Below are 20,203 nucleotides of genomic sequence, written 5' to 3' on the forward strand. Positions count from 1 at the left end.
ATCAGAACGCCCAGCGCACACCAGTCAATCTTTCCGACTCCGCCCACAGCGCAGCGGCACGTTCGGCATGGCGTGCCTGCGGGGCGATGCGCGCCCGCGCCGGGTGGCCGCGCATCTCCAGGAAGCCATTCGGGCCGTAGTACGCACCAGGGTCGACATCGCCGGCTGTTGCCGCATACAGGATCGGCAGCGCGCCCAGCGCCGCGGGCTGCCCGAGCATCGCGGCGCCCAGCAGGGCCGCGTTATTGAACAGGCTGCGCAGCGGCGAGGGCTGAGCCCCGCCGGCGCCGTAGAAGATGTTCGTCACGGCATAGCCGGGGTGGGCCGCGACGCTGACGGCTGGGCTGCCCGCCGCCTTGAGGCGCCGCGCCAGCTCCAGGCTGAACATCAGATTGGCCAGTTTCGACTGGCTGTAGGCGCCGGCCTTGCTGTAGCTGCGCTTCTCCCAGTTGAGGTCGTCCAGCGCCAGCCGCCCGGTCAGGTGCGCATTGCTGGCAACGCTGACGATGCGCGCCTGCGGTGCGGCGCGCAGGCATTCGAAGACTTGCGCGGCGAACGCGAAGTGGCCGAGATGATTGGTGCCGAACAGCAGCTCGAAGCCGTCGCGCGTGCGCCTCAGCGGCACGGCCATGACACCGGCGTTGTTGATCAGGATGTCGAGCGGCTGCGCTTGCGCCTTCAAGCGCGCGGCCGCATCGCGCACCGACTGCAGGTCCGACAGGTCGAGTTCCAGATACTCGAGCTGCGCTTGCGGGGTCACCGCGCGGATCTGCGCCATCGCCGCTTCGGCCTTGGCCGCGCCGCGGCAGGTCAGGATCACCCGCGCGTTCCTGGCGGCCAGCGCCTGCGCGGTTGCCAGGCCCAGCCCGCTGTTGGCGCCCGTCACCAGCGCGGTCTTGCCGCTGAGGTCGGGAATGTCGTTGTGGGTCCAGCGGCTCATGGCATCGCCTCGGTCTGCGGATCGCGGAATTATTCGCTGCTCCGGCGGCAACAACCTCATGCAGAAGCGTTAGGCAAGCTCCGATTCACATCCGTAGCCCCGTAGCCCGGATGCAATCCGGGTTCACGCGTTCTCCGCAGGCGCAGACCCCGGGTTGTACCCGGGCTACGTGCTAGATCAGAGGCTCCTCGGGTCGTGAGAGTGTGTCGATCCAGAGGGCGGCATCGTCCAGCGTCGCCTGCTCGCGCGGCTGCTTCAACGCCAGCCGGGCGTGATCGCGGGCAAAGCGGGCGTGTTCGACGGCCGCCGCGGTCAGCGCCGCGTCCGGCAGCGTGCCAAGGCTGCGCAAGACCTGCTGCAGGCGCACGGCCACCTCGACCAGCGCCGCACCGTCGCGGGCAATGGCATTGAAGGCGTCGTCGAGCAGATCGCCGGCCGGCAACAGCGGTACGCTGACGCGATCATGGATCTCCGCTGGCTTGCTGTCAGCGCTGTCCGCAACGATCCCGGTGCGCGCCCACAGCGTGAGCAGGCGCAGCTGGCTGCAGAGGATGTCGATCGCGGTGCCGGGATCGTTGACCGCCGGCGACAAGGCGCGGCTGGCGATCTGCGACAGCACGATCAGGCCGAAGCGCGGATCTTCATCGAAGGTCCGCTTATCGCCGATGACAAACGCGTGCTCGATGCGCGCACGCAAGTCGTCGGACGGTGCTGCGGTGGTGTCGAGCACCTCGACCAGGCCGCGTCCCGGTGCGACCAGGCTGCCGGGCAGCAGCTTGACGCGCAGATGCAGGTCTTCCCGCTCGGCGATGTCCTGCAGCTCGGCCATGTCGATGCGCTGCAGATAGCCGACGCGCGACGTTTCCAGCGGCAGCCCGCCACGGTCGTCGATGGCGGCGCCGCCCATGCGCGGGTGCCGGCGCAAGGCGCGCAGCGTCGGTGCGGTGGCTGCTTCGACCTTGGCGATCGTCTCGCCGACGCGACCAAGCCGGGCGATGCGGTCCACCCATTGCAGGAATCGCAGGATCACCAGCAAAAGCACGAAAAGCGTCATCAGGAACAGCGCGAAATGTCCGGAGGCGTCGTAATAGCCATTCGACAGTGCGCTGATGCCGACGACGCTGAAGATGAAAGCGCCGATGAAGGTTGACAGCGCCTTCTGCGAGACATCGTCGGCAATGATCAGCGAGAAGGCGCGCGGCGTTGCCGAGGCGCCGGCCGCCTGGAACGCGGAGACCATCGAACCCACCGCGAACACCGCCATGCCGAGCATGCTCGCGGCGATGATCGACAGCAGTGTCTGCACCGACTCGAGGCTGATGCGCGGCATCAGGTTCAGCAGCTGGAAGCGATGCACCAGATGGTCCATCAGCTCGGCGAGAAATGCGGCGGCCACCGATAACAGGCAGTACAGCAGCGGTTTGACCCACAGCCGCTCCTGCACACGGTTGAGAAAAAAGCGCATGCGCATCCGCATGCCCGCGCGAAAAGTCATCGTCTTGCACTCCCTCGCGCGGCTAGTCGTTATCGATCTGCGCGCCTTTTCAGTCCGCCTGCCGCTGTAGCGGCGACGAGTCGTTACAGTAGCGCGGATGCCGCTGGTCCGGCCAGCGGACGGGCGCCCGGCCCAGGGGTCATATTTGCCAGAGCCGTAGCTGGGGGATCGCGCTAGGCTTTCGGCAGTTCCATTGGGGAAGGGGATTCATCATGGCCTACGACAACGACCGTCTCAGCGCGCTGCAGCTACAACCGCTGCGCATGTCCGCAATGCAGATGGCCGCCGCGCTGCGCGCCGGACAGATCACTTCGCGCGCGCTGGTCGACGCGCACATCGCGCGGATCGAAACGGTGAACCCGCAGACCAACGCGGTCGTGCAGCAGCGCTTCGACGCGGCGCGCAAGGAGGCCGATGCGGCCGACGAGCGCTTGCGGCAGAGCGCCGACAAGGCGAGCCTGCCGCCGCTGCTCGGCGTGCCCTGCACGCTCAAGGAGAACTTCGCGTTCAAGGGGTTCCCGCAGGTATCGGGCCTGGTCGCGCGGCGCGGGCGTCTGGCGGAACACGATGCGCCGACCGTCGCGCGCCTGCGTGCCGCCGGTGCGATCGTGCTCGGCTTCACCAACACACCCGAGCTGTGCATGTGGATGGAGACCAACAACAACGTCTACGGCCGCACCGGCAACGCCTACAACCCGGCCTGCACGACCGGTGGTTCGAGTGGCGGCGAAGGCTCGGTGATCGGTTCCGGCGGCTCGCCGTTCGGCCTCGGGGCCGACGTTGGCGGTTCGATCCGTTTTCCGTCGTTCTTCAACGGCGTGTTCGGCCACAAGCCGACGCCGGGCATCGTGCCGAACAGCGGCCAGCATCCGGAGCCGCAGGGGCAGATGGCCTACAACTGCGTGACCGGCCCGCTCGCGCGGCGAGCCGAAGACCTGTGGCCGCTGCTGAACATCCTCGCCGGCCCGGACGGGCATGACCCGATCTGCAAGGCTGGCACGCTGAAAGGCGATCCGGCGCAGGTCAACCTGAAGGACATCCGCGTGCTGTCTCTGGAGCACAACGGCCGCCAGCGCGTCGCCGCCGATCTGCGTGCCGCGCAGCGCGTCGCCGCCGAATGGCTGGGCACGCAGTGCCGCGAGCTGAAGACGCCGAGCTGGCCGAAGATCGCGAAGAGCTTCGAGATCTGGAGCGCGATGATGCATGCCGCCGAACCCGAGACGTTTGCGTCGCAGCTTGGCGAGGGTAAGCCGATCGCGGTCGGGCGGGAACTGCTGAAGAACCTGTTCGGCCGGTCGGTGCATACCTTCCCGGCGCTGGTGCTGGCCGGCATCGAGGCCTTCCCGATGAACCATGCGCGCTACGTGAAGATGGGCCAGGAACTGCGCGCGCAGATCATCGAGGATCTCGGTCCCAACGGCGTGCTGCTGATGCCGCCGTACTCGCGCGCCGCGCCGAAGCACAACTGGCCGCTGACGACGCCGTTTGACTTCGCCTACTGCGGCATCTTCAACGTGCTGGGTTTCCCGGCGACGACGGTGCCGCTGGGCTTGAACAAGCACGGCCTTCCGCTCGGTACCCAGGTGGTCAGCGTGCCCGGCAACGATGCGGTGACGATTGCGGTCGCGCAGGCGCTGGAGAAACAGTTCGGCGGTTGGGCGCTGCCGCCGGGGCTGCAGGCGATTTGATCGGCCGCTCCCCGCAGCTGTGTAGGCTGGGATGAGCGCAGCGAATCCCAGCAGCGCTGCCTGTCGCACCTGTTGCGCTGGGATTCGCTGCGCTCATCCCAGCCTACGATGCCAACGAGGGTTATTGCAGCAGGTAGTCCTGCGGTAGCAGGGCGTCCGGCAGCGGCTGCTCGCCGAGCATCTCGCGCAGACTGATCTCGATGTTGCGCGCCATCGCGTTGAGGGCCAGGTCGTGCGGCTCGAGGCCGAAGGGTTCGGCGATTTCCTCGGCCAGCGCTTCGAGCGCGAAGAAGGTGTAGGAGATGAACGCGACGATCAGCGGCGTCATGACGCCGATCAGTTCGACGAGGCCGAACGGCAGCAGGAAGCTGTACAGGTAGATTGTCCGGTGCAGCAGCACCGAGTACGCAAACGGCAGCGGCGTGCTGGCGATGCGCTCGCAGCCGCCGATCGCCTCGGTCAGACGCACCAGGCTGCGCTCGGTTTCGGCGGCCAGTACCGGCTGCAGCGTGCCGGCCTCGCGCCAGCGGCTCAAGGTTTCGGCCAGGCGCAGCAGGATCATCGTCGACGGGTGGCGCGCGCCGATGCACTGCGCCTGCCACTCGGACGGCAGCAGCGCGCGCAGGTCCGCGCCGGCCTCGCTGCCGCGCAGCTCGTGCCGCAGCGCATGAACGGCCGCGATCTGCGCATGAACGAAGCGGCGCCGCTCGTCGATGTCGGCGCCGACCAGCGTCAGCACCTGCCGCGCGAGGCTGCGGCTGTCGTTGAGCAGCTCGCCCCAGAGCTTGCGCGCCTCCCAGTAGCGGTCGTAGCTGACGGTATTGCGGAAGCCGAGGAAGATCGCCAGCGTGATGCCGAGCAGGGTGAATGGCACGGCGGTCAGGATCAGGCCGTGGCGGTGCAGGAAGTCCTGGTTGAGGACGACGGCGACCGACAGCAGCGTCGTCAGGCCGAGCTGCGGCAGGATGCGCGCGAGCACCGAACCGCGCCAGACGAACAGCATGCGCAACCAATGCGAGCGGGGGCGGACGATCACGGTGTCGGTGAGACCAGGCGGGCGGCGAGGGCGAGTATAGCGACGCGTGCCGGCCGGCAACCGGCTTTGCGGCCGGCCGCGCAATCGTCTATCTTGCGCGCCGCCATGAGTCCGCAAGCCACCGTCTTCGCCTGCACAGCGCTGCTCCGCAGCGTGACGGTCCGCGCCTGCGCGATTCCGGCATCCAGCAGCAGCAAATCCAAAAAACAGCCTCTCGCCTGACGGGACGCTGTTCCGTCGGTCGATGCCGACGGAATGCCTGCTCGCTGTCCTTAGTTGCCTCCCCGCAGTCCCTCCGCCGGCCTTGAGCCGATGGTTCGCGTTGCCGACGCCCACCATCCATCAACACCAGGAGCGACACATGACGGCATTCCAGGGAATCTGGGTACCGCTGATCACCCCCTTCCGCAACGACGAACCCGATCTGCCCGCGCTGCAGCGCCTGACCGCGCACCTGCTGCAGCAGGGCGTGGACGGTTTCATCGTCTGCGGCACGACCGGCGAGCCGGCAACGCTGTCCGACGACGAGCAGCGGCGCGTGCTGGCTGCCGTGCACGAAGTTGCCGGCGGTCGTTGCCCGCTGGTGTTCGGCATCAGCGGCAACGACACCGCGGCGATGCTTGAGCGTCTGCGTACGCTGGAGCGCGAGCCGGTGAGCGGCTGGCTGATCAGCACGCCGTACTACACGCGGCCTTCGCAGGAGGGCATCCGCCGCCATTTCGAAGCGCTGGCGGCATCGACCGAGAAGCCGATCCTGCTCTACAACATTCCCTACCGCAGTGGCGTCGCGATGGACACGGCGACCTTGCGCGCGCTGTCGCGCAACCCGCGCATCGTCGGCATCAAGCAAAGCGCCGGCAACGATCTGGATCAGCTCGCCGCCCTGATCCACGAGACGCCGCTGCAGGTGCTCAGCGGCGAGGATGCGCTGATCTTCACCACCGCCTGCATGGGCGGCCACGGCGCGATCGCTGCGGCAGCGCATGTGCGGCCGGACCTGTACCGTCGAATGCTGGCCCACGTGCGCGCCGGTGAACTGGCGCCGGCGCGGCAGCTGCATTACGCCCTGTTGCCCTGGATCCGGCTGCTGTTCGCCGAGCCGAATCCGGCACCGCTGAAGGCGGCACTGGCGATGATGGGGCTGATCTCCGACGGGCTGCGTCTGCCGATGACCGAGGCCTCCGTCGAGCTGCGACAGCGGATCGAGCGGGCATTGCCGGAGATTCTGGCCATGGAATGAGCTTGTCGCAGGGCGTCTCCAAGGCAGGATCGATATCCCGGATTTCATCCGGGCTACGGTTCGCGACCCTTGTAGCCCGGGTGCAACCCGGGGTTCTGTGCTCGCGGACAGAGCGACACCCCGGATTTCATTCCGCGCAGCGGTGGCTGAACGGTCCTTCGGCTCCCTCTATCGGATGAGGCGGGCGGTGGCAGGGGCCCGGATCATGGGGCATGACCCAGGCCGAGCAGTCCCAGGTGAATCCTTCCGCGATCGATCCTTCCGCTTATGGCCCGTTACGCGTCGGGCCGTTGAGCTTGCGCAACCGCTTCATCAAGTCGGCGACCAACGAGGGCATGGCCAAGAGCGGCATGCCGTCGAAGCTGCTGGTCGAGCATCACCGCCAGATGGCGGCCGGCGGCGTCGCGATGACGACGGTGGCGTATTGCTCGATCAGCCCCGATGGCCGCACCTTCGAGGATCAGGTGACGCTCGACGATGCGAGCGTTCCGCACCTGCGCGCGCTGACCGACGCGGTGCATCGCGAAGGCGCGTTCGCCTGCGCGCAGATCACACATGGCGGCGCGTTCACGTTCGTGCCGCGGCTGACGACCAAGTACCCGCTCAGCGCGTCCGGTGGTTTCAACGCGGCGGGTGTCATCAGCGGCCGTGTGTTCAAGACCGCGATGACGCGTGCCGACATGGACCGCATCGGCGACGAGTTCGTCGCCGCCGCGCAGCGTGCCGAGGCGGCCGGCTTCGACGCCGTCGAGATCCACATGGGCCACGGCTATCTGCTGAGCCAGTTCCTGTCACCGGTCTACAACCGGCGTAAGGACGAGTACGGCGGCATTGCGACACAGCGCGCACGCTATCCGGCGGAAGTGCTGCGCCGCGTGCTCGACGCGGTCGGTACGCGCATGGCGGTGACCTGCAAGATCTGCGTGACCGAAGGCCACAAGCGCGGCGCCAGCGTCGAAGACGCCGTCGAAGTCGCGCGCGTGCTCGAGGCCGCCGGCGCGCATCTGCTGGTGCTGTCCGGCGGCATGAACGTCGAAGCGCCTTGGGCGATCTTCGGCAGCAACATGCCGGCCGCCGCAGTCGAGGCGATCCAGAATCCGATCGTCAAGTTCGCGACGCGGCTGATGCGCCTGTGGGAACCGAAGCTCAAGTTCCACGAGATGTATTTCCTCGAGTATTCGAGAAAGATTCGCGCCGCGGTGAAGATGCCGCTCGCCTACCTCGGCGGCGCGAAATCGGTGGCTGGCGTGAACCAGGCCTTGAGCGACGGCTTCGATGCGATCGTCATGGGCCGCGCGCTGATTCACGATCCGCAGCTGGTCAACAAGTTCCGCGACGGCAGCGTGACGGTATCCGGCTGCACCGCCTGCAATCACTGCGTGACCTCGATGTACACGCCGGGCGGCACGCGCTGCGTGCTGCGCGACGAGAACGACGTGACGCTCAATCAAACCCCCGCGGCGGCATGAGCACGACCGCCGCGTGGAGTCAGTCGACGCTGCCGGATTTGCACGGCAAGCGCGCGCTGGTGACCGGTGCGGCGAGCGGCTTGGGACTGGAAACCGCGCTTGGTCTGGCCGTGCGCGGCGCCGAAGTCATCATTGCTGATCGCAACGTCGCCGGCGGCCAGGCCGCGGTTGAGAAGATTCGTGCGTTGCAGCCGTCGGCTTCAGTGAGTTTCCGCGAGCTCGATCTCGGCGAACTCGCGCGCATTCGTGCCTTCGCCGCGAGCTTGCTCGACGACGGCCGGCCGCTCGACATTCTGATCAACAACGCCGGCATCCTGCCGCCGCTGCAGCGGCGCACGACGGCCGACGGCTTCGAGCTGAAGTTCGGCGTCAACGTGCTCGGCCATTTCGCGTTGAACGGTCTGCTGCTGCCGGCCCTGCTCGCCGCGCCGGCCGCACGCGTCGTCTGGGTTTCCAGTCTCGTGCACCGTAATGGCGTACTGGACTTCGACGATCTGCACGCCGAGAAGCGCTACCAGCATCAACGCATCTATAACCAGGCCAAGCTCGCCTGCCTGGTACTGGCGATGGAGATGCAGGCGCGCTTCGAACGCGCGCGCCTGCCTGCCGCGGCGCTGGCCGCGCACCCTGGCGTTGCCCGCACGGCTCTCGGCGCGAGCCGCAACGGCCAGCCGCGGCTCAAGCTGGTCGACAAGCTGGCCGACATCGGCTTCTGGATTGCGATGCGCTGGTTCAGCCAGGAACAGGATCGCGGCGCGCGGCCGATTCTGCTCGCCGCGGCGGATGCGCAGGCGCAAGGCGGCGAGTTCTACGGGCCCGATGGTTTCGGTGAGTTCGCCGGCGAGCCGAAGCGCGTCAAACCCTCTGCGCCCGCACTCGACGCGGCCACGCGCCAGCGGCTGTGGAGCGTCTGCGAACAGATGACCGGCGTACGTTATCGAGAACTGGAGCGCTGAAATGGGAACCCGTACACAGATTCCGTTCAAGGTACTGATCCGCGATCTGCTGTTGATCGCCGCCGCCGTTGCCCTGCTGCTGCTCGCGCATCAGCTTGAGGCCGGCGCTTCCGCATGGCGGGTGCCGGTGTCGCTGCTCGCCGGCGTCATGCTTGCGGTGACCGGTTACCTGTTGCACGAATGGGGCCATCTGCTCGGCGCGCTGGCCAGCCGCAGCGTTGTGCACCTGCCAGCGGGGATCGGCGAAGTCTTCCTGTTCCGCTTCGACACCGGCCTCAACGACAACCGCCAGTTCCTGTGGATGTCGCTCGGCGGCTTCGTCGCCAGCGGCATCGTCGTCTATGTCTACGCGACCCGGCTGTCGTTCAGCCTGCTCGCCGACCAGACCGCCCTGGTGCTGACTATCCTGGGCGTGCTCGCGACCATCGTGCTTGAGTTCCCGCCGGCCTGGCGCGTGCTGCGCGGCGGGCCGATGCCGGGTGGGGTCGCGTTCGTCGAGGGCAAGCCCGGCGCTGCGTGACCGGTCGCACAGTGGCGGGTCTGCTCCCCCTGGATGCGGGGCTGTGGCATGCCAGAATTCCCATGTAGCCTGGGGGACAGGCGATATCGGAGCTCGGGGGAGCGAACCATGGAAACAAGCGTTGTGCTGCGCAAGTTCGCGCTGGCGGCCGGCCTGTCGTTGCTGAGTGCCTGTGGCGGCGGTGGTGGCGGTGGCAGTACGGTCGACGTGCTGACGCTCGAAGGCAAGATCGTCGCACCCTTGCCCGACGGTGCCGATGTCACCGTGACCGTCGGCGAAGAGTCCTTCACGACGAAGGCCGACGAGGACGGCAACTTCCGGATCGCGATCGACTCCAGCAATGCCGATGCCTTGGTGACCCTGCTGACCAAGCTCAGCGGCAGCGTGTCGTTCGTCGAGCTGACCGGCAGTCTTGGCAGTTTCGGCGATCTCGCGACCGAGGCCGGCGATGACGACACGCTGACCGCGGACGAGAACATCCGCACCAACGTGACCAGCCTGAGCACTGCCGAGGCCGCGCTGCTTGAGGAATCCGATGAGGAAGGCAAGGTGCATCGCAAGTCGTTCACGTTCGGTGAAGGCGTGGATGTCGACGAGGCACTGACGCTTGCGGCGGTCATCGACCTGGCGATCAACGATCCGGACGAGTTCGAATTGCCGGCAGGCGCCGCCACGACGCTGGATCTGGCGCGTAGTGCCACGCTGCGCAGCGCGTTTGCCGAGGACATCGAGCAGCGTGCCCCGGAGAACCTCGAGCAGACCAAGCAGAATCTGATCGGCAACAGCGATGTTGTCGGCAACAACACCGAATCCGGCGTGCCGCCCGACCTGCTCGCGGCGCTGGCCGGACGCGAGAACGACTACCCGTTCCTCGCTTCGTCGCTGATCGCCGGCTTCGAGTTCGATGCCGACGGCAGCGGTCGCTACTTCAATGCGACGCAGACCAATGCGATGCAGTGGAGCCGCGATGGCAACCGGCTGATCGTCGAAGTCGCCGATGGCGCTGCGAAGTCATCGCCGATTCCCTGCGCAGATCCAGCCGCCGGCTTCCGCGAATCGCAGTTCGAGATCGTGCGCATCTCGCCGCGCGCGGTCAGCGTGACCACGACCTATGCGTCTTGCGATAGCGGGCAGGCACCAGCAACGACGACCCGCGGCAGGCTCGCCGTCAACGCTGAGACGACGCTGCCGCTGAGCACGGCCGAGCTGACGGCCGGTACCTACGCGTTGCCGGTACTCGGCAATGTCGCCAATCCCAAGTTGCCGCAGCCGATCAATGTCGACCGCCTGACGTTCAACGCCGACGGCACCGGCAGCGGCGGATTCATCGCCGGCAATTTCACCTGGACGCTGACGAACAACGCGCTGAGCGTCTCGTTCGGCAACGATGTGGTCGGCACCTATCGCGTCGTCCGCGAGATCGATGGTGTTGCACGGGCATTCGCTGCGGATATCGACAGTCCGTCGGGCCGCTACGCCGATCTGCTGATCGGATTCGCCAGCGGCAGCGGTGCGGCGTTCAGCGAAGCGGGGATCCCCGCGCGCTACTTCCAGTTCGGTATCGGCGACGAACGGAGCACCGCCGCGGGCCGCGAGGGCTTCAGCCTGCGATTCGAGGCGGACCGTACCGGCTTCCAGGAGGACGACGCCACCAGTCCCGATGGAACGCCGCAGGTGGTCGACAATCGCTTCTTCGTCTGGAGCCTGCAGGCCGACGGCAATCTGCTTCTGCGCCGCTACTACGAAGAGAACAATCAGCCTGTCGCGTGCAATCCTGCCAGCAGCAATGCCTGCACGCTGTACGACACCCGGGTGATCGTGCCGATGAATCGGGTCGGCGAGCGTTACTACTGGATCGAGCGCCGCCGTTTCAACACCGACACATCGGTGCCCTTTAGCAGCGATGCCCGCTTCTACGACCGGGTGCCGCTGGAGGGTTAGTGTTCGCCGCCTGGATTTGCGAGCAAACCGGAGGGCGGGCCGCGAGGGTCCGCCCTTCTTTCATGGGGGCAGCTTCAGGAAACTCCGCTTTCTTGAGCGCGGCAGAGATCGAGGCCTGCGGCCCTGTAAGCCCGGCCCGGAACGTGACCGACTGCGCACTGCCGCTTTCGCACCGGAGCGTTCGGGGGCAGCGCTCCCGGAAAAGCTGGTGTAGCCTGCCGGTCATCTGAATGTCGCCATGTTCGGGAGCACTCTTCGATGAAAGGAATCACGGGTTTGCATGCGGTTGTGTTGTCCGTCGCGCTGCTTGGATTGTCCGCCTGCGACAACGGCGGCTCCGACGGTCAGCCCATCACTCTGTCCGGCAAGATCATCGCGCCGGCCGCCGGCGCCGCGGAAGTCACGGTGGCTGTCGGCAACAAGCGATACGTCGTGCAGGCGGACGACGAGGGCAAGTTCGAGATCGAAGTCCGTTCTTCGAATGCCGACGCGCCGGTGGCAATCCAAGGCAAGCTCGCTGCCGATCGCTCGTTCGTCGAGCTGAGCAGCAATCTCGGCGCCTTCGGCGGCCTGCTCGCCGCGGCGGGCGATGACGAGACCTTGACTGCCGACGAGAACATCCGCGCCAATGTCAGCAGCCTCAGCACGGCCGATGCGGTGCTGGCGGAAGAAGCCGCCGGTATGGATTCGGGCAAGGCGTTCGAGTTCGGTGCGGGCGTCGATCCCGACGAGGCGTTGACGCTGGCTGCGGCGATACAGCTCGCGGTGACCCAGCCGCAAGCCTTCGAGTTGCCGGAAGGCACCGCGACGACACTGGCGCTCGCACGTGATGCGACGGCGCGCGATCGTTTCATTCTGGGCATCAAGGTCGCCGCAGCAGCGGCGTTGGAATCGGCCAAGGAACAGATCCTGATCGACGCGGATGTCGTTGGCGCGCAGCCCATTGCGCCGCCGGCCGAGATGATCGTTTCGATATTCGGCGGCGACAAGGCAGACGAGCGTGCTCCGCTGGCGCTGTGCTACGGCTGCTCGTACCGGACCAGCGGATTCGGTTTCAACGCCGACGGTACGGGAACGTTCTTCGCCGACTTCGTCGGTACGGACACGACCTGGCGGCGCATCGGCACGGTCTTGCAGGTGCGGTTCCCGACGCCGTTCGAGACGGAGTTCGGTGAGTTCGCATCTTGCGACGGGGTCAACGATACGCAAAGGATCGTCAGACGGGATGTCGGCTACGACCTCGTGATGCTGTCCGATACAGCGGTCAGCGCAACGCGGGTTGCCCGCCTGGTGTCGCCGGATTGCCCGAGCCGCCCCGTCAGAACTGTACGAACGACGGTCGCGGGCACGCTGCTGACGGACAGCAATACGGAGCCGGTGACGGCCGCGCAGTTCGCAGGGCAGAAATATGTGCTGCCGATCCTGAAGCTGAGTTCAGAACCGCAGGGCGCCTTCGATGTGCAGTTCGAGCCGGACGTGATCAGCTTCGATGACAGCTCCGCGGCCAGTGGCCGTTACGTGGTGGACGATGCCACGTGGTCGGTTGCCGACGGACGCCTGCAGCTTTCCTATGGCGACGATGCGGTCGGGCGCTATCGCGTCGCCAGAGATATCGACGGTCGCGCGAAACTGCTGCTGGCGGATTTCAGCAACGCGGGACAGCGCTTTGTAACCGTGGCGCGGGCCTTTGCCGGCAACGATTTCGTCGCTTTCGCGACGGAAGAAGTGCCGGGGCGTTATTTCTATCTGGGCGTCGGCAACGAGTTCGACGACGATCCGCGGCTGCAGGGGCTTCGTCTGCGCCTCGATCCCGGCGGCAAGGGTGCCGTCGAGGAGGACGATGTCGACAGCGCCGGCGAAGTCGTCGTTTCGGAATCTTCCTACAAGGTGCGCTGGAGCGTCGAAGGCAACGGTGAGCTGGAGTTCAGGCGCTATCAGAACGCCGGGGACGTTGCCGCCGGCTGCGGCGAGCCGTCGGAGGATTGCGAGCAGCTTGATGCACGCCGTTTCGTGCCGATCGCCCGTGTCGGCGAGCGCTTCTATGTCCTCGATCGCCGCGAGTTCATCGACAGCGACACCGGCGCGGTGAGGCTCCGCTTCAACGCGCCGATGTTCTACGATCGCGTGCCTTTGGATGCCGCCAAATCGCGCGCCGCCGCAGGGCAGGTCTTCAAGTCCTACGATCGCGCGCCGTCGATTTTCGGCCCGCCATTGCAGTCGGCGCGCTAGATCGCTACGCCGCCGTTCTGAACAGGCGGACTCCGGAGTCCGCCTGTTTCGTTTCCGGCAATCGAACCGCAAGAACCGGAGTGTTGCCGGACCTGCCAGCCGCGAACATGACGCCACCGATACACTAGGTGGAGCATGAAGATGAACGAAGAACAGTGCTGGCAGGCGGTGCAGGCGCGTGACGCGGATCAGGATGGCCGGTTCTGGTACGGCGTGCTGACAACCGGGATCTATTGCCGGCCGTCGTGCAGCTCACGGTTGCCGCTGCGCAAGAACGTCCGCTTTTTCGCGAGCACGGCGGAGGCCGAGGCCAGCGGTCTGCGGCCCTGCAAGCGCTGCCGGCCGGACGCGGAATCGGCGGGCGATCAGCGCGCCGCGCAGATGCATGCGCTGTGCCGTTACATCGAGGCGCACACGGACGAATCCCTGACGCTGGAAGCACTCGGTGCCCAGGCGCACATGAGCCCGTTTCATCTGCAGCGTCAGTTCAAGGCCGCGATCGGCGTCAGCCCGAAGCAGTTCATCGAGGCCTGCCGGTTGCGCGCGCTGCGCGGCGAACTCAAGGCCGGCGAAACAGTGACGCAGGCGATACACGATGCGGGCTTCGGTTCCGGCAGCCGTTTGTACGAGAAGGTGTCGACGCGGCTCGGCATGACGCCGGGGCAGTATCGTGCGCGCGGCGCAGGTACGCAGATTTCCTACGCCAGCGCGCCCTGCGCGCTCGGCCTGGTGATGATGGGCGCCACCGATCGGGGGCTCTGCTTCGTGCAGTTCGCCGACCGCGAAGCCGAGCTGATCGCGATGCTGCGGGCGGAATACCCGGAGGCGGAGATTGCGCCGATGGCGGAGCCGATGCGGCCGGAGTTCGAGCGCTGGATGCAGGCCTTGTCGGCGCATCTGGTCGGCGCGCCGCAGGCTGCCGAACTGCCGCTGGATCTGCGCGGCACCGCTCTGCAGATGAAGGTCTGGGCTTACCTGCAGCAGATTCCCAGCGGCGAGCTGCGCTCGTACAGCGAAGTTGCCGCGGCGATCGGCGAGCCCAGGGCGGTGCGGGCGGTCGCGAGCGCGTGCGGGCGCAACCGCGTCGGCGTGTTCGTGCCCTGTCATCGGGTGATTCGCGGCGACGGCGGCATGGGCGGTTACAAGTGGGGTCTGGCGCGTAAGCGCGCGCTGATCGACGCCGAGCGCAGCGGTCGCGAATGAAGCCGCTCGCCGAGATTGCGCTGACGGCGCCGTTGCCCTGGCATCTGCTGTTGTCCTATCTGGCGCCGCGTCTGATTCCGGCGATCGAGCAGGTCGACGCGAACAGCTATACGCGCCGCGTCGGGCCGGGCTCGGTTCGCGCCAGCCTCGACGGCGAAGCGCAGCGCCTGCTCATCGAAGCCGACGTGCCGATCGACGCGGCGGAGGCTGGCGCACGTCTGTCGCGGCTGTTTGCGCTGGATGAAGATCACGGCAGGGCAGTCCGCCATTTGCGCAAGAGTGCGGTGCTGAAACCGCGCATCGTGCGGACGCCGGGGCTGCGCCCGCTGGGCTGCTGGGACCCGTTCGAACTGTGCGTGCGCACGGTGCTCGGCCAGCAGGTCACGGTGGCCGCCGCATCGACGCTGATGGGGCGCTTCGTCGAGCGCTGCGGACAGATTGCGCCGGCCCAGGTGCTGGCTGCGGACCTGTCGAACATGGGCATGCCGGGCCGGCGCGTCGAGACGGTGCGCCTGCTCGCAGCAGCAGTTGCCGATGGTCGGCTGCGCTTCGATGTCGAATGGCCGGCCATCGACGCGGCCCTGCGCGCGCTGCCGGGTTTCGGCCCCTGGACGCGGCAGTATCTGGCGATCCGCCTCGGCCGCGAGTCGGATGCCTTTCCGGAAACCGATGTCGGCCTGATTCGCGCCGCGGGGGCTGAGTCGCCGAAGCAATTGCTGCAGATGGCCGAAGCCTGGCGACCCTACCGGTCGCTGGCCGCGATCTACTTGTGGGCCGGTTGAGTGCGCAGGCGTAACGCGATCAGATAGCCGCTCGCGACGCCGAGGCTGTCTGCTGCGATGTCAAATCCTTCGAAACTGCGCCACGGCAGGAACCACTGGATCAGCTCGATGGCGATGCCGAAGCCGATCATGCCGAGCGCCGCGTTGCGGGCGGCGCTGCGCCGCCGCTGGGATAACGCAGCGAGCAGGCCGAGCAGCGCGAAGTAGCCGGCGTGAAACAGCTTGTCGGAGTGCGCGAAGCGCGGCGCCTGTTCCGGCATCGGCGGCAGCGTGAAGAGCAGGGCGACGACGATGGCCGCGATCCACAGCAGCTGCAGCGGGCGTGTTCCGACCAGGCCTTGCAGCGCCGCCCGCACGCTCACTTCGTCCGTGCTTCGAGGATGCGCACCAGCGCGCCGCCGCGGACCTTGGCGTGCTCGACGGTTTCAGGGATCGCGGTGGTCTTGTGCAGTGTCACGCTGCCGAAGCCGGCGCTCTCCATGCGGTCCACCGCGCGCGGCTCGGAATGGAAATGCACATGCATGCGGCCGCGGACGAAGACCTGCAGGATGGCGCCGAAGCCAAGCATCGCCAGATTGCGGTTGTCCTGGGTCAGATAGACGTCCGCCAGATACGTGCCCTGCGGAAAGCCGCGCAACACCTTGGCGGCGCGCTTCCAGAAACCCGTCGCGGTGTCCGGTGCCAGATAGTTCATCAGGCCTTCGGTGATGATCGCCGTGCCCTGTTGCGGATCCAGCGTCTTCGCGATCGCCGCCAGCGAGCGCGCGCCGCGGGTGGCCAGCGCATCAAGCTCGATGACCTGGTGACGCGGTCCGAGCAGGCCGGCATCGCCGAGCAGTTCACGCTTGACGCGTGCCATGTCGGGAAGATCGGTCTCGATGTAAGTGATGCGATCGCCGTGGCGCTGACGCATGCGCCAGCCGCGCGCCGAAAGGCCGGCGGCGATCTCGATCACCTGCGTGACGCGGCCTTCCTCGATGGCCCGGTTCAGTACGGCGTCGATGCCCTTGTGGCGCGCCAGCATCATCGCGTCCAGGGAGATGCCGCTGAGCAGCTGCGTGGTCCGCGTCAGAACACGGAACGCGCGGTCGAGCCGCTTGCCGCGTGCAGTGACCAGCGCGGGATTCGACAGCCCGTTGCGAAACCACAGATAACCCGTCGCGTGCGCCGTCGGGCTGACGCGGTCGGTCGACGTTGCGGCGGACTTGTCCTTCACACGCCGGGCGCGCCGGGGAAGCCGACGTAGTACTGGCCGGTCAGCATGCCGCCGTCGACAGCGATCTCCGCGCCGCACAGGTACGAGGACTCGTCGCTGGCGAGGAAGAGGCTGGTGTACGCGACCTCGGACGGATCGCCGACGCGTTGCATCGGCACCATCGTGTAGCGCTTGTTCACTTCGGCCTTCTGTTCGGCATAAGGGTTGCCCATCACCGTGTCGATGCCGCCCGGATGCACCGAATTCACGCGCACGCCCTTGTGGCCGTATTCCATCGCCGCGACCTTGCTGAAGCCGCGCACCGCCCATTTGCTTGCGCAGTAGGCGCCGAGGCCGTTCGCGGCCTTCATGCCGTCTGCCGAAGAGATGTTGACGATAGAGCCGCGGCCGTTCGCGATCATCTGCGCGCCGATCAGCTTGGTGCCGAGAAAGCAGCCGACCAGGTTGATGTTGATGACACGCTCGAACTCGGCGCGAGACGTTTCGGCGATCGTCTTGAACAGCAGCACGCCGGCGTTGTTGACGAGGATGTCGATCGCGCCGAATGCCGAAACCGTGCGCTCGATCAGCGCGGACCAGCTGTTCTCGTCGGTGACGTCGTGATGGACGAATAGCGCGTTGTTGCCGATGCTGCCGGCCAGTGCGGCGCCGTCAGCGTCGAGCACATCGGCGATCACGACCTTTGCACCCTGCTCGGCAAACAGCTTGACCGTTGCGGCACCCATGCCGCGCGCGCCGCCGGTAATGATCGCAACCTTGCCCTTGAGTCGGTTCATCGGCTTGTCCCGTGGAGAATGTTCTGCAGACGCTTTGCACTGGATAATCCGGCGCCGGCATCAAGGACACATCACCCGAACGCATGACGGTGCGCCGCGTGGGCAGGTTTGCCTGCGTTCGGTCGCTGATTGCTGCGGAGCAGCATGCTTGCCCGTCTCGATCTCTGGGCGTAGAGGCTCACCCCTATGGACGACGACCGCCACTGCCCGACGGGAGTATCCATACAACACCCTGCTTCAAAGGGGACAGACAGCGGACGAGGAGGAGCCCGATCTCATCCCGTATCCGCTGCCACGAAAGTCAAGGTGATGAGGAGAAATCGCACGTGCGTACACCGAAAGGCATTCGCACCTGGTCGCTGAGCGGCCTGGTGCCCCTGATGTTCACGCTGTCTGCGGGTGCGCAGACGACGGAAGCCCCGCAGGCGGCCCCTGCGAAAGAAGACAAGCCGACGGCGATCGGCGATATCGAAGTGACGGCCCAACGCCGCGTCGAACGTCTGCAGGATGTGCCCATCGCGGTCAGCGCTTTTCCTGAAGCGCAACTCGAAGCGCGCGGCATCGACGACATCAGCGATCTCAATGCGCTCGCACCGGGTCTGCAGATCAGCAAGACGCCGTCCAACACGACGATCTCGCAGGTGACGATCCGCGGCGCCAGCCAGATCAACCCGGCGATCTACTGGGATCCGGCGGTCGGCATCTATCTCGACGGCGTCTACATCGGCAAGGCGCAGGGCGGCATCTTCAATCTCGTCGATCTCAATCGTGTCGAGGTGTTGCGCGGCCCGCAGGGCACTTTGTACGGACGCAATACGCTGGCCGGCGCGATCAATCTGGTGACGCGCGCGCCGACCGGCACGTTCGGCGGCAGCGCCAGCCTGGAGATCGGCAACTACAATTCCTTTGTGCAGAAGGCCTCGGTGGATCTGCCGCGCCTAGGAATCGCCAGCATCTCGATCGGCGCACGCAGCGAACGCCGCGACGGCTGGATCGACACGACGCGCACGAGCAGCGTCGACGAGCTCAACGACCGCCGCAACGACGGCTACCGCATCGCCGCGGACTTCGATTTTTCGACCAGCCTGCAGGGCGCGTATCGCTACGATCATTCCAACGTCAACCAGAGCAACAACTTCGATCAGTTGTATCGTTCCGATCTGCCGATTCCCGGACTTGTGCCGTCCACCGAACGACAGGAGCGTGCGGCGGTTGATGCGCCGTCCTTCGAGCGCTCGGAAGTCGAAGGCCATTCGTTCACGCTGACCTGGGATGTTGCGGATGGGCAGCAGCTGAAGTCGATCACCGGCTATCGCCGCCTCGACTGGGACGACTCGCTCGATCTCGATGGTTCGGCGCTGCCGGTTGCCTTCACCCAGCGCTTCACCGACTACGACCAGATCTCTCAGGATCTGCAGTGGCTCGCGGACATGGGCAGCTGGAATGCCGTTGCCGGCGTCTACTATTTCGGCGATGACGGCGAGACCGACAACCCGCAGAGCTTCTTCGCCCTCAATCCGCAAGGCGATGTCTACTTCGATTCCCGTTACGGCACCAAGACCTCGGCGTACTCGGTCTATGGCCAGGTCGACTACCGCCCGCTCGATCCGCTGACGCTGAGTGTCGGCGCGCGCTATACCAACGAGAAGAAGGAGATCGACCGCGCGTTCGGCCTCAAGGACGATCCGGCGGGAGAGTTCTTCTACCTCATCCCGGAAGGCACGAGCGCTTCGGAAACCTTCGACGCGACGACGCCGATGTTTTCCGCGGCCTGGCGCTTCAACGAGCAGCTCAACGTCTACTTCCGTTATGCGGAAGGCTTCAAGAGCGGCGGTTTCAATGGCGAGTTCAGCCAGCCACCGACCGGCAACGAATCGCCGGAGGAATTCGGCGAACTGATCGCACTGAACATCGCCGAGACCAAGACGCCATTCAAGCCGGAGAAGCAGAAGTCCTTCGAGATCGGCGCCAAGGCCAATCTGCTCAATGGCAATCTCGCGCTCAATGCCGCGTTGTTCCACAACAAGCTCGAGGATTTCCAGGCTTCGATCTTCCTCGGCTCGGGCGCGGCAGCGACTGTCGTGCGCAATGCCGGCAAGGCGACGATTCAGGGCTTTGAGCTGGAAGCGGCGCTGATGCTCGGCAGCAGCACGCAGTTGCGCGCAAACTACGCCTTTCTCGATCCCGAGTACGACGAGTTTCTCGACGGTGGCGTCAACGTGGCCGACAATCGCGCGTTCGTCCATGCACCGGAAAACAGCTTCAACGTCGTGCTCGACAGCGAACTGCTCAGCCGGTCGTGGGGCAAGCTGCGGCTGGTCGTGGACTACGCGTGGACGGATGATTTCTACACCTATCCGTACCAGCTGACGCAGACCAATCCGGCGGTCCAGCTGGCCGAGAATTCACAGGTCGATGCCCATGGCCTGCTGAACCTGCGCCTGGGCATCGGCGAGATCCCGCTGGGTGAACGCAGCATCGGCGAGATCGCCCTATGGGCCCGCAACGCGCTCGACGACGATACCGCAACCAACTTCATCGACTTCGGCCCCGGCTTCGGCAACCTGACGGTGGCCAACTTCGAGGAACCGCGCACTTTCGGGGTTTCCGGCACGGTGCGCTGGTAACTCATTGCGGCGTCAGACAAGGCTGGCCCTTCGGGGCCGGCCTTTTTTGATGCCGGCGGTTTTGCAGAGCCTCCGAAAAACTGGG

At 66.3% G+C, this 20,203-nt stretch carries 17 protein-coding genes; 10 read left to right on the forward strand and 7 right to left on the reverse strand.

Going from position 1 to position 20,203, the window contains the following annotated elements:
* Position 1 precedes the first annotated feature (1 nt).
* Together AC3WUF_RS17355 and AC3WUF_RS17360 are read right to left on the reverse strand one after the other, a co-directional pair.
* The gene (locus tag AC3WUF_RS17355; RefSeq protein ID WP_492427910.1) at positions 2-940 is read right to left on the reverse strand and encodes an oxidoreductase; all 939 of its coding nucleotides are present in this window, start codon (positions 938-940) and stop codon (positions 2-4) included.
* 172 nt (positions 941-1,112) lie between these two features.
* The gene (locus tag AC3WUF_RS17360; protein ID WP_492427912.1) at positions 1,113-2,435 is read right to left on the reverse strand and encodes a DUF2254 domain-containing protein; all 1,323 of its coding nucleotides are present in this window, start codon (positions 2,433-2,435) and stop codon (positions 1,113-1,115) included.
* 212 nt (positions 2,436-2,647) lie between these two features.
* Between AC3WUF_RS17360 and AC3WUF_RS17365 the strand changes: the two genes are divergently transcribed.
* Positions 2,648-4,123, forward strand: coding sequence for an amidase (locus AC3WUF_RS17365; protein WP_492427914.1), 1,476 nt, complete (start codon positions 2,648-2,650; stop codon positions 4,121-4,123).
* A 121-nt stretch (positions 4,124-4,244) separates the two neighbouring features.
* Here AC3WUF_RS17365 and AC3WUF_RS17370 read toward each other — a convergent pair whose 3' ends face one another.
* Entirely contained in the window at positions 4,245-5,159 is a 915-nt protein-coding gene (locus AC3WUF_RS17370) for a bestrophin family protein (RefSeq protein WP_492427916.1), read from the reverse strand.
* Positions 5,156-5,362 carry a hypothetical protein gene (locus AC3WUF_RS17375; protein WP_492427918.1) on the reverse strand — a complete coding sequence of 69 codons (207 nt, stop codon included), beginning with the start codon at positions 5,360-5,362 and terminating at the stop codon, positions 5,156-5,158. The genes AC3WUF_RS17370 and AC3WUF_RS17375 overlap by 4 nt, the downstream gene beginning before the upstream one ends.
* Before the next feature lie 158 nt (positions 5,363-5,520).
* Here AC3WUF_RS17375 and dapA point away from each other — a divergent pair, with 158 nt between their 5' ends.
* The 8 genes from dapA (at position 5,521) to AC3WUF_RS17415 (ending at position 15,499) form a co-directional block, all read left to right on the forward strand.
* A complete protein-coding gene (gene dapA, locus AC3WUF_RS17380; protein WP_492427920.1) occupies positions 5,521-6,399 on the forward strand; it encodes a 4-hydroxy-tetrahydrodipicolinate synthase in 879 nt (292 codons plus the stop codon).
* Positions 6,400-6,611: 212 nt separating this feature from the next.
* Entirely contained in the window at positions 6,612-7,868 is a 1,257-nt protein-coding gene (locus AC3WUF_RS17385) for an NADH:flavin oxidoreductase (RefSeq protein WP_492427922.1), read from the forward strand.
* The gene (locus tag AC3WUF_RS17390) at positions 7,865-8,824 is read left to right on the forward strand and encodes an oxidoreductase (RefSeq protein WP_492427924.1); all 960 of its coding nucleotides are present in this window, start codon (positions 7,865-7,867) and stop codon (positions 8,822-8,824) included. Before AC3WUF_RS17385 ends, AC3WUF_RS17390 begins: the two co-directional genes overlap by 4 nt.
* A 1-nt stretch (position 8,825) precedes the next feature.
* Positions 8,826-9,344 (forward strand): hypothetical protein, encoded by a 519-nt coding sequence (locus AC3WUF_RS17395; protein ID WP_492427926.1) that lies wholly within the window; start codon positions 8,826-8,828, stop codon positions 9,342-9,344.
* A gap of 108 nt (positions 9,345-9,452) precedes the next feature.
* Positions 9,453-11,285 (forward strand): hypothetical protein, encoded by a 1,833-nt coding sequence (locus tag AC3WUF_RS17400; RefSeq protein ID WP_492427928.1) that lies wholly within the window; start codon positions 9,453-9,455, stop codon positions 11,283-11,285.
* Positions 11,286-11,543: 258 nt separating this feature from the next.
* The gene (locus AC3WUF_RS17405; protein ID WP_492427930.1) at positions 11,544-13,514 is read left to right on the forward strand and encodes a hypothetical protein; all 1,971 of its coding nucleotides are present in this window, start codon (positions 11,544-11,546) and stop codon (positions 13,512-13,514) included.
* A gap of 141 nt (positions 13,515-13,655) precedes the next feature.
* Positions 13,656-14,717 (forward strand): bifunctional DNA-binding transcriptional regulator/O6-methylguanine-DNA methyltransferase Ada, encoded by a 1,062-nt coding sequence (gene ada, locus AC3WUF_RS17410; protein WP_492427932.1) that lies wholly within the window; start codon positions 13,656-13,658, stop codon positions 14,715-14,717.
* Positions 14,714-15,499: a DNA-3-methyladenine glycosylase family protein gene (locus AC3WUF_RS17415; RefSeq protein WP_492427934.1), complete on the forward strand. Its 786-nt coding sequence runs from the start codon at positions 14,714-14,716 to the stop codon at positions 15,497-15,499. Before ada ends, AC3WUF_RS17415 begins: the two co-directional genes overlap by 4 nt.
* Here the strand turns inward: AC3WUF_RS17415 and AC3WUF_RS17420 are convergent.
* From AC3WUF_RS17420 to AC3WUF_RS17430, 3 genes are read right to left on the reverse strand one after another with little or no spacing between them, the layout of a single operon-like run.
* Complete coding sequence (locus tag AC3WUF_RS17420; RefSeq protein WP_492427936.1) at positions 15,481-15,855, reverse strand: VanZ family protein; 375 nt, start codon at positions 15,853-15,855, stop codon at positions 15,481-15,483. The genes AC3WUF_RS17415 and AC3WUF_RS17420 overlap by 19 nt on opposite strands.
* 2 nt (positions 15,856-15,857) lie before the next feature.
* Positions 15,858-16,715, reverse strand: coding sequence for a class I SAM-dependent methyltransferase (locus AC3WUF_RS17425; RefSeq protein WP_492427938.1), 858 nt, complete (start codon positions 16,713-16,715; stop codon positions 15,858-15,860).
* Positions 16,712-17,491, reverse strand: coding sequence for an SDR family NAD(P)-dependent oxidoreductase (locus AC3WUF_RS17430; RefSeq protein ID WP_492427940.1), 780 nt, complete (start codon positions 17,489-17,491; stop codon positions 16,712-16,714). The genes AC3WUF_RS17425 and AC3WUF_RS17430 overlap by 4 nt, the downstream gene beginning before the upstream one ends.
* A 326-nt stretch (positions 17,492-17,817) precedes the next feature.
* Between AC3WUF_RS17430 and AC3WUF_RS17435 the strand changes: the two genes are divergently transcribed.
* Positions 17,818-20,118, forward strand: coding sequence for a TonB-dependent receptor (locus tag AC3WUF_RS17435; protein ID WP_492427942.1), 2,301 nt, complete (start codon positions 17,818-17,820; stop codon positions 20,116-20,118).
* Positions 20,119-20,203 lie beyond the last annotated feature (85 nt).

It is taken from the genome of Fontimonas sp. FW305-C-3 (genome assembly GCF_058783185.1).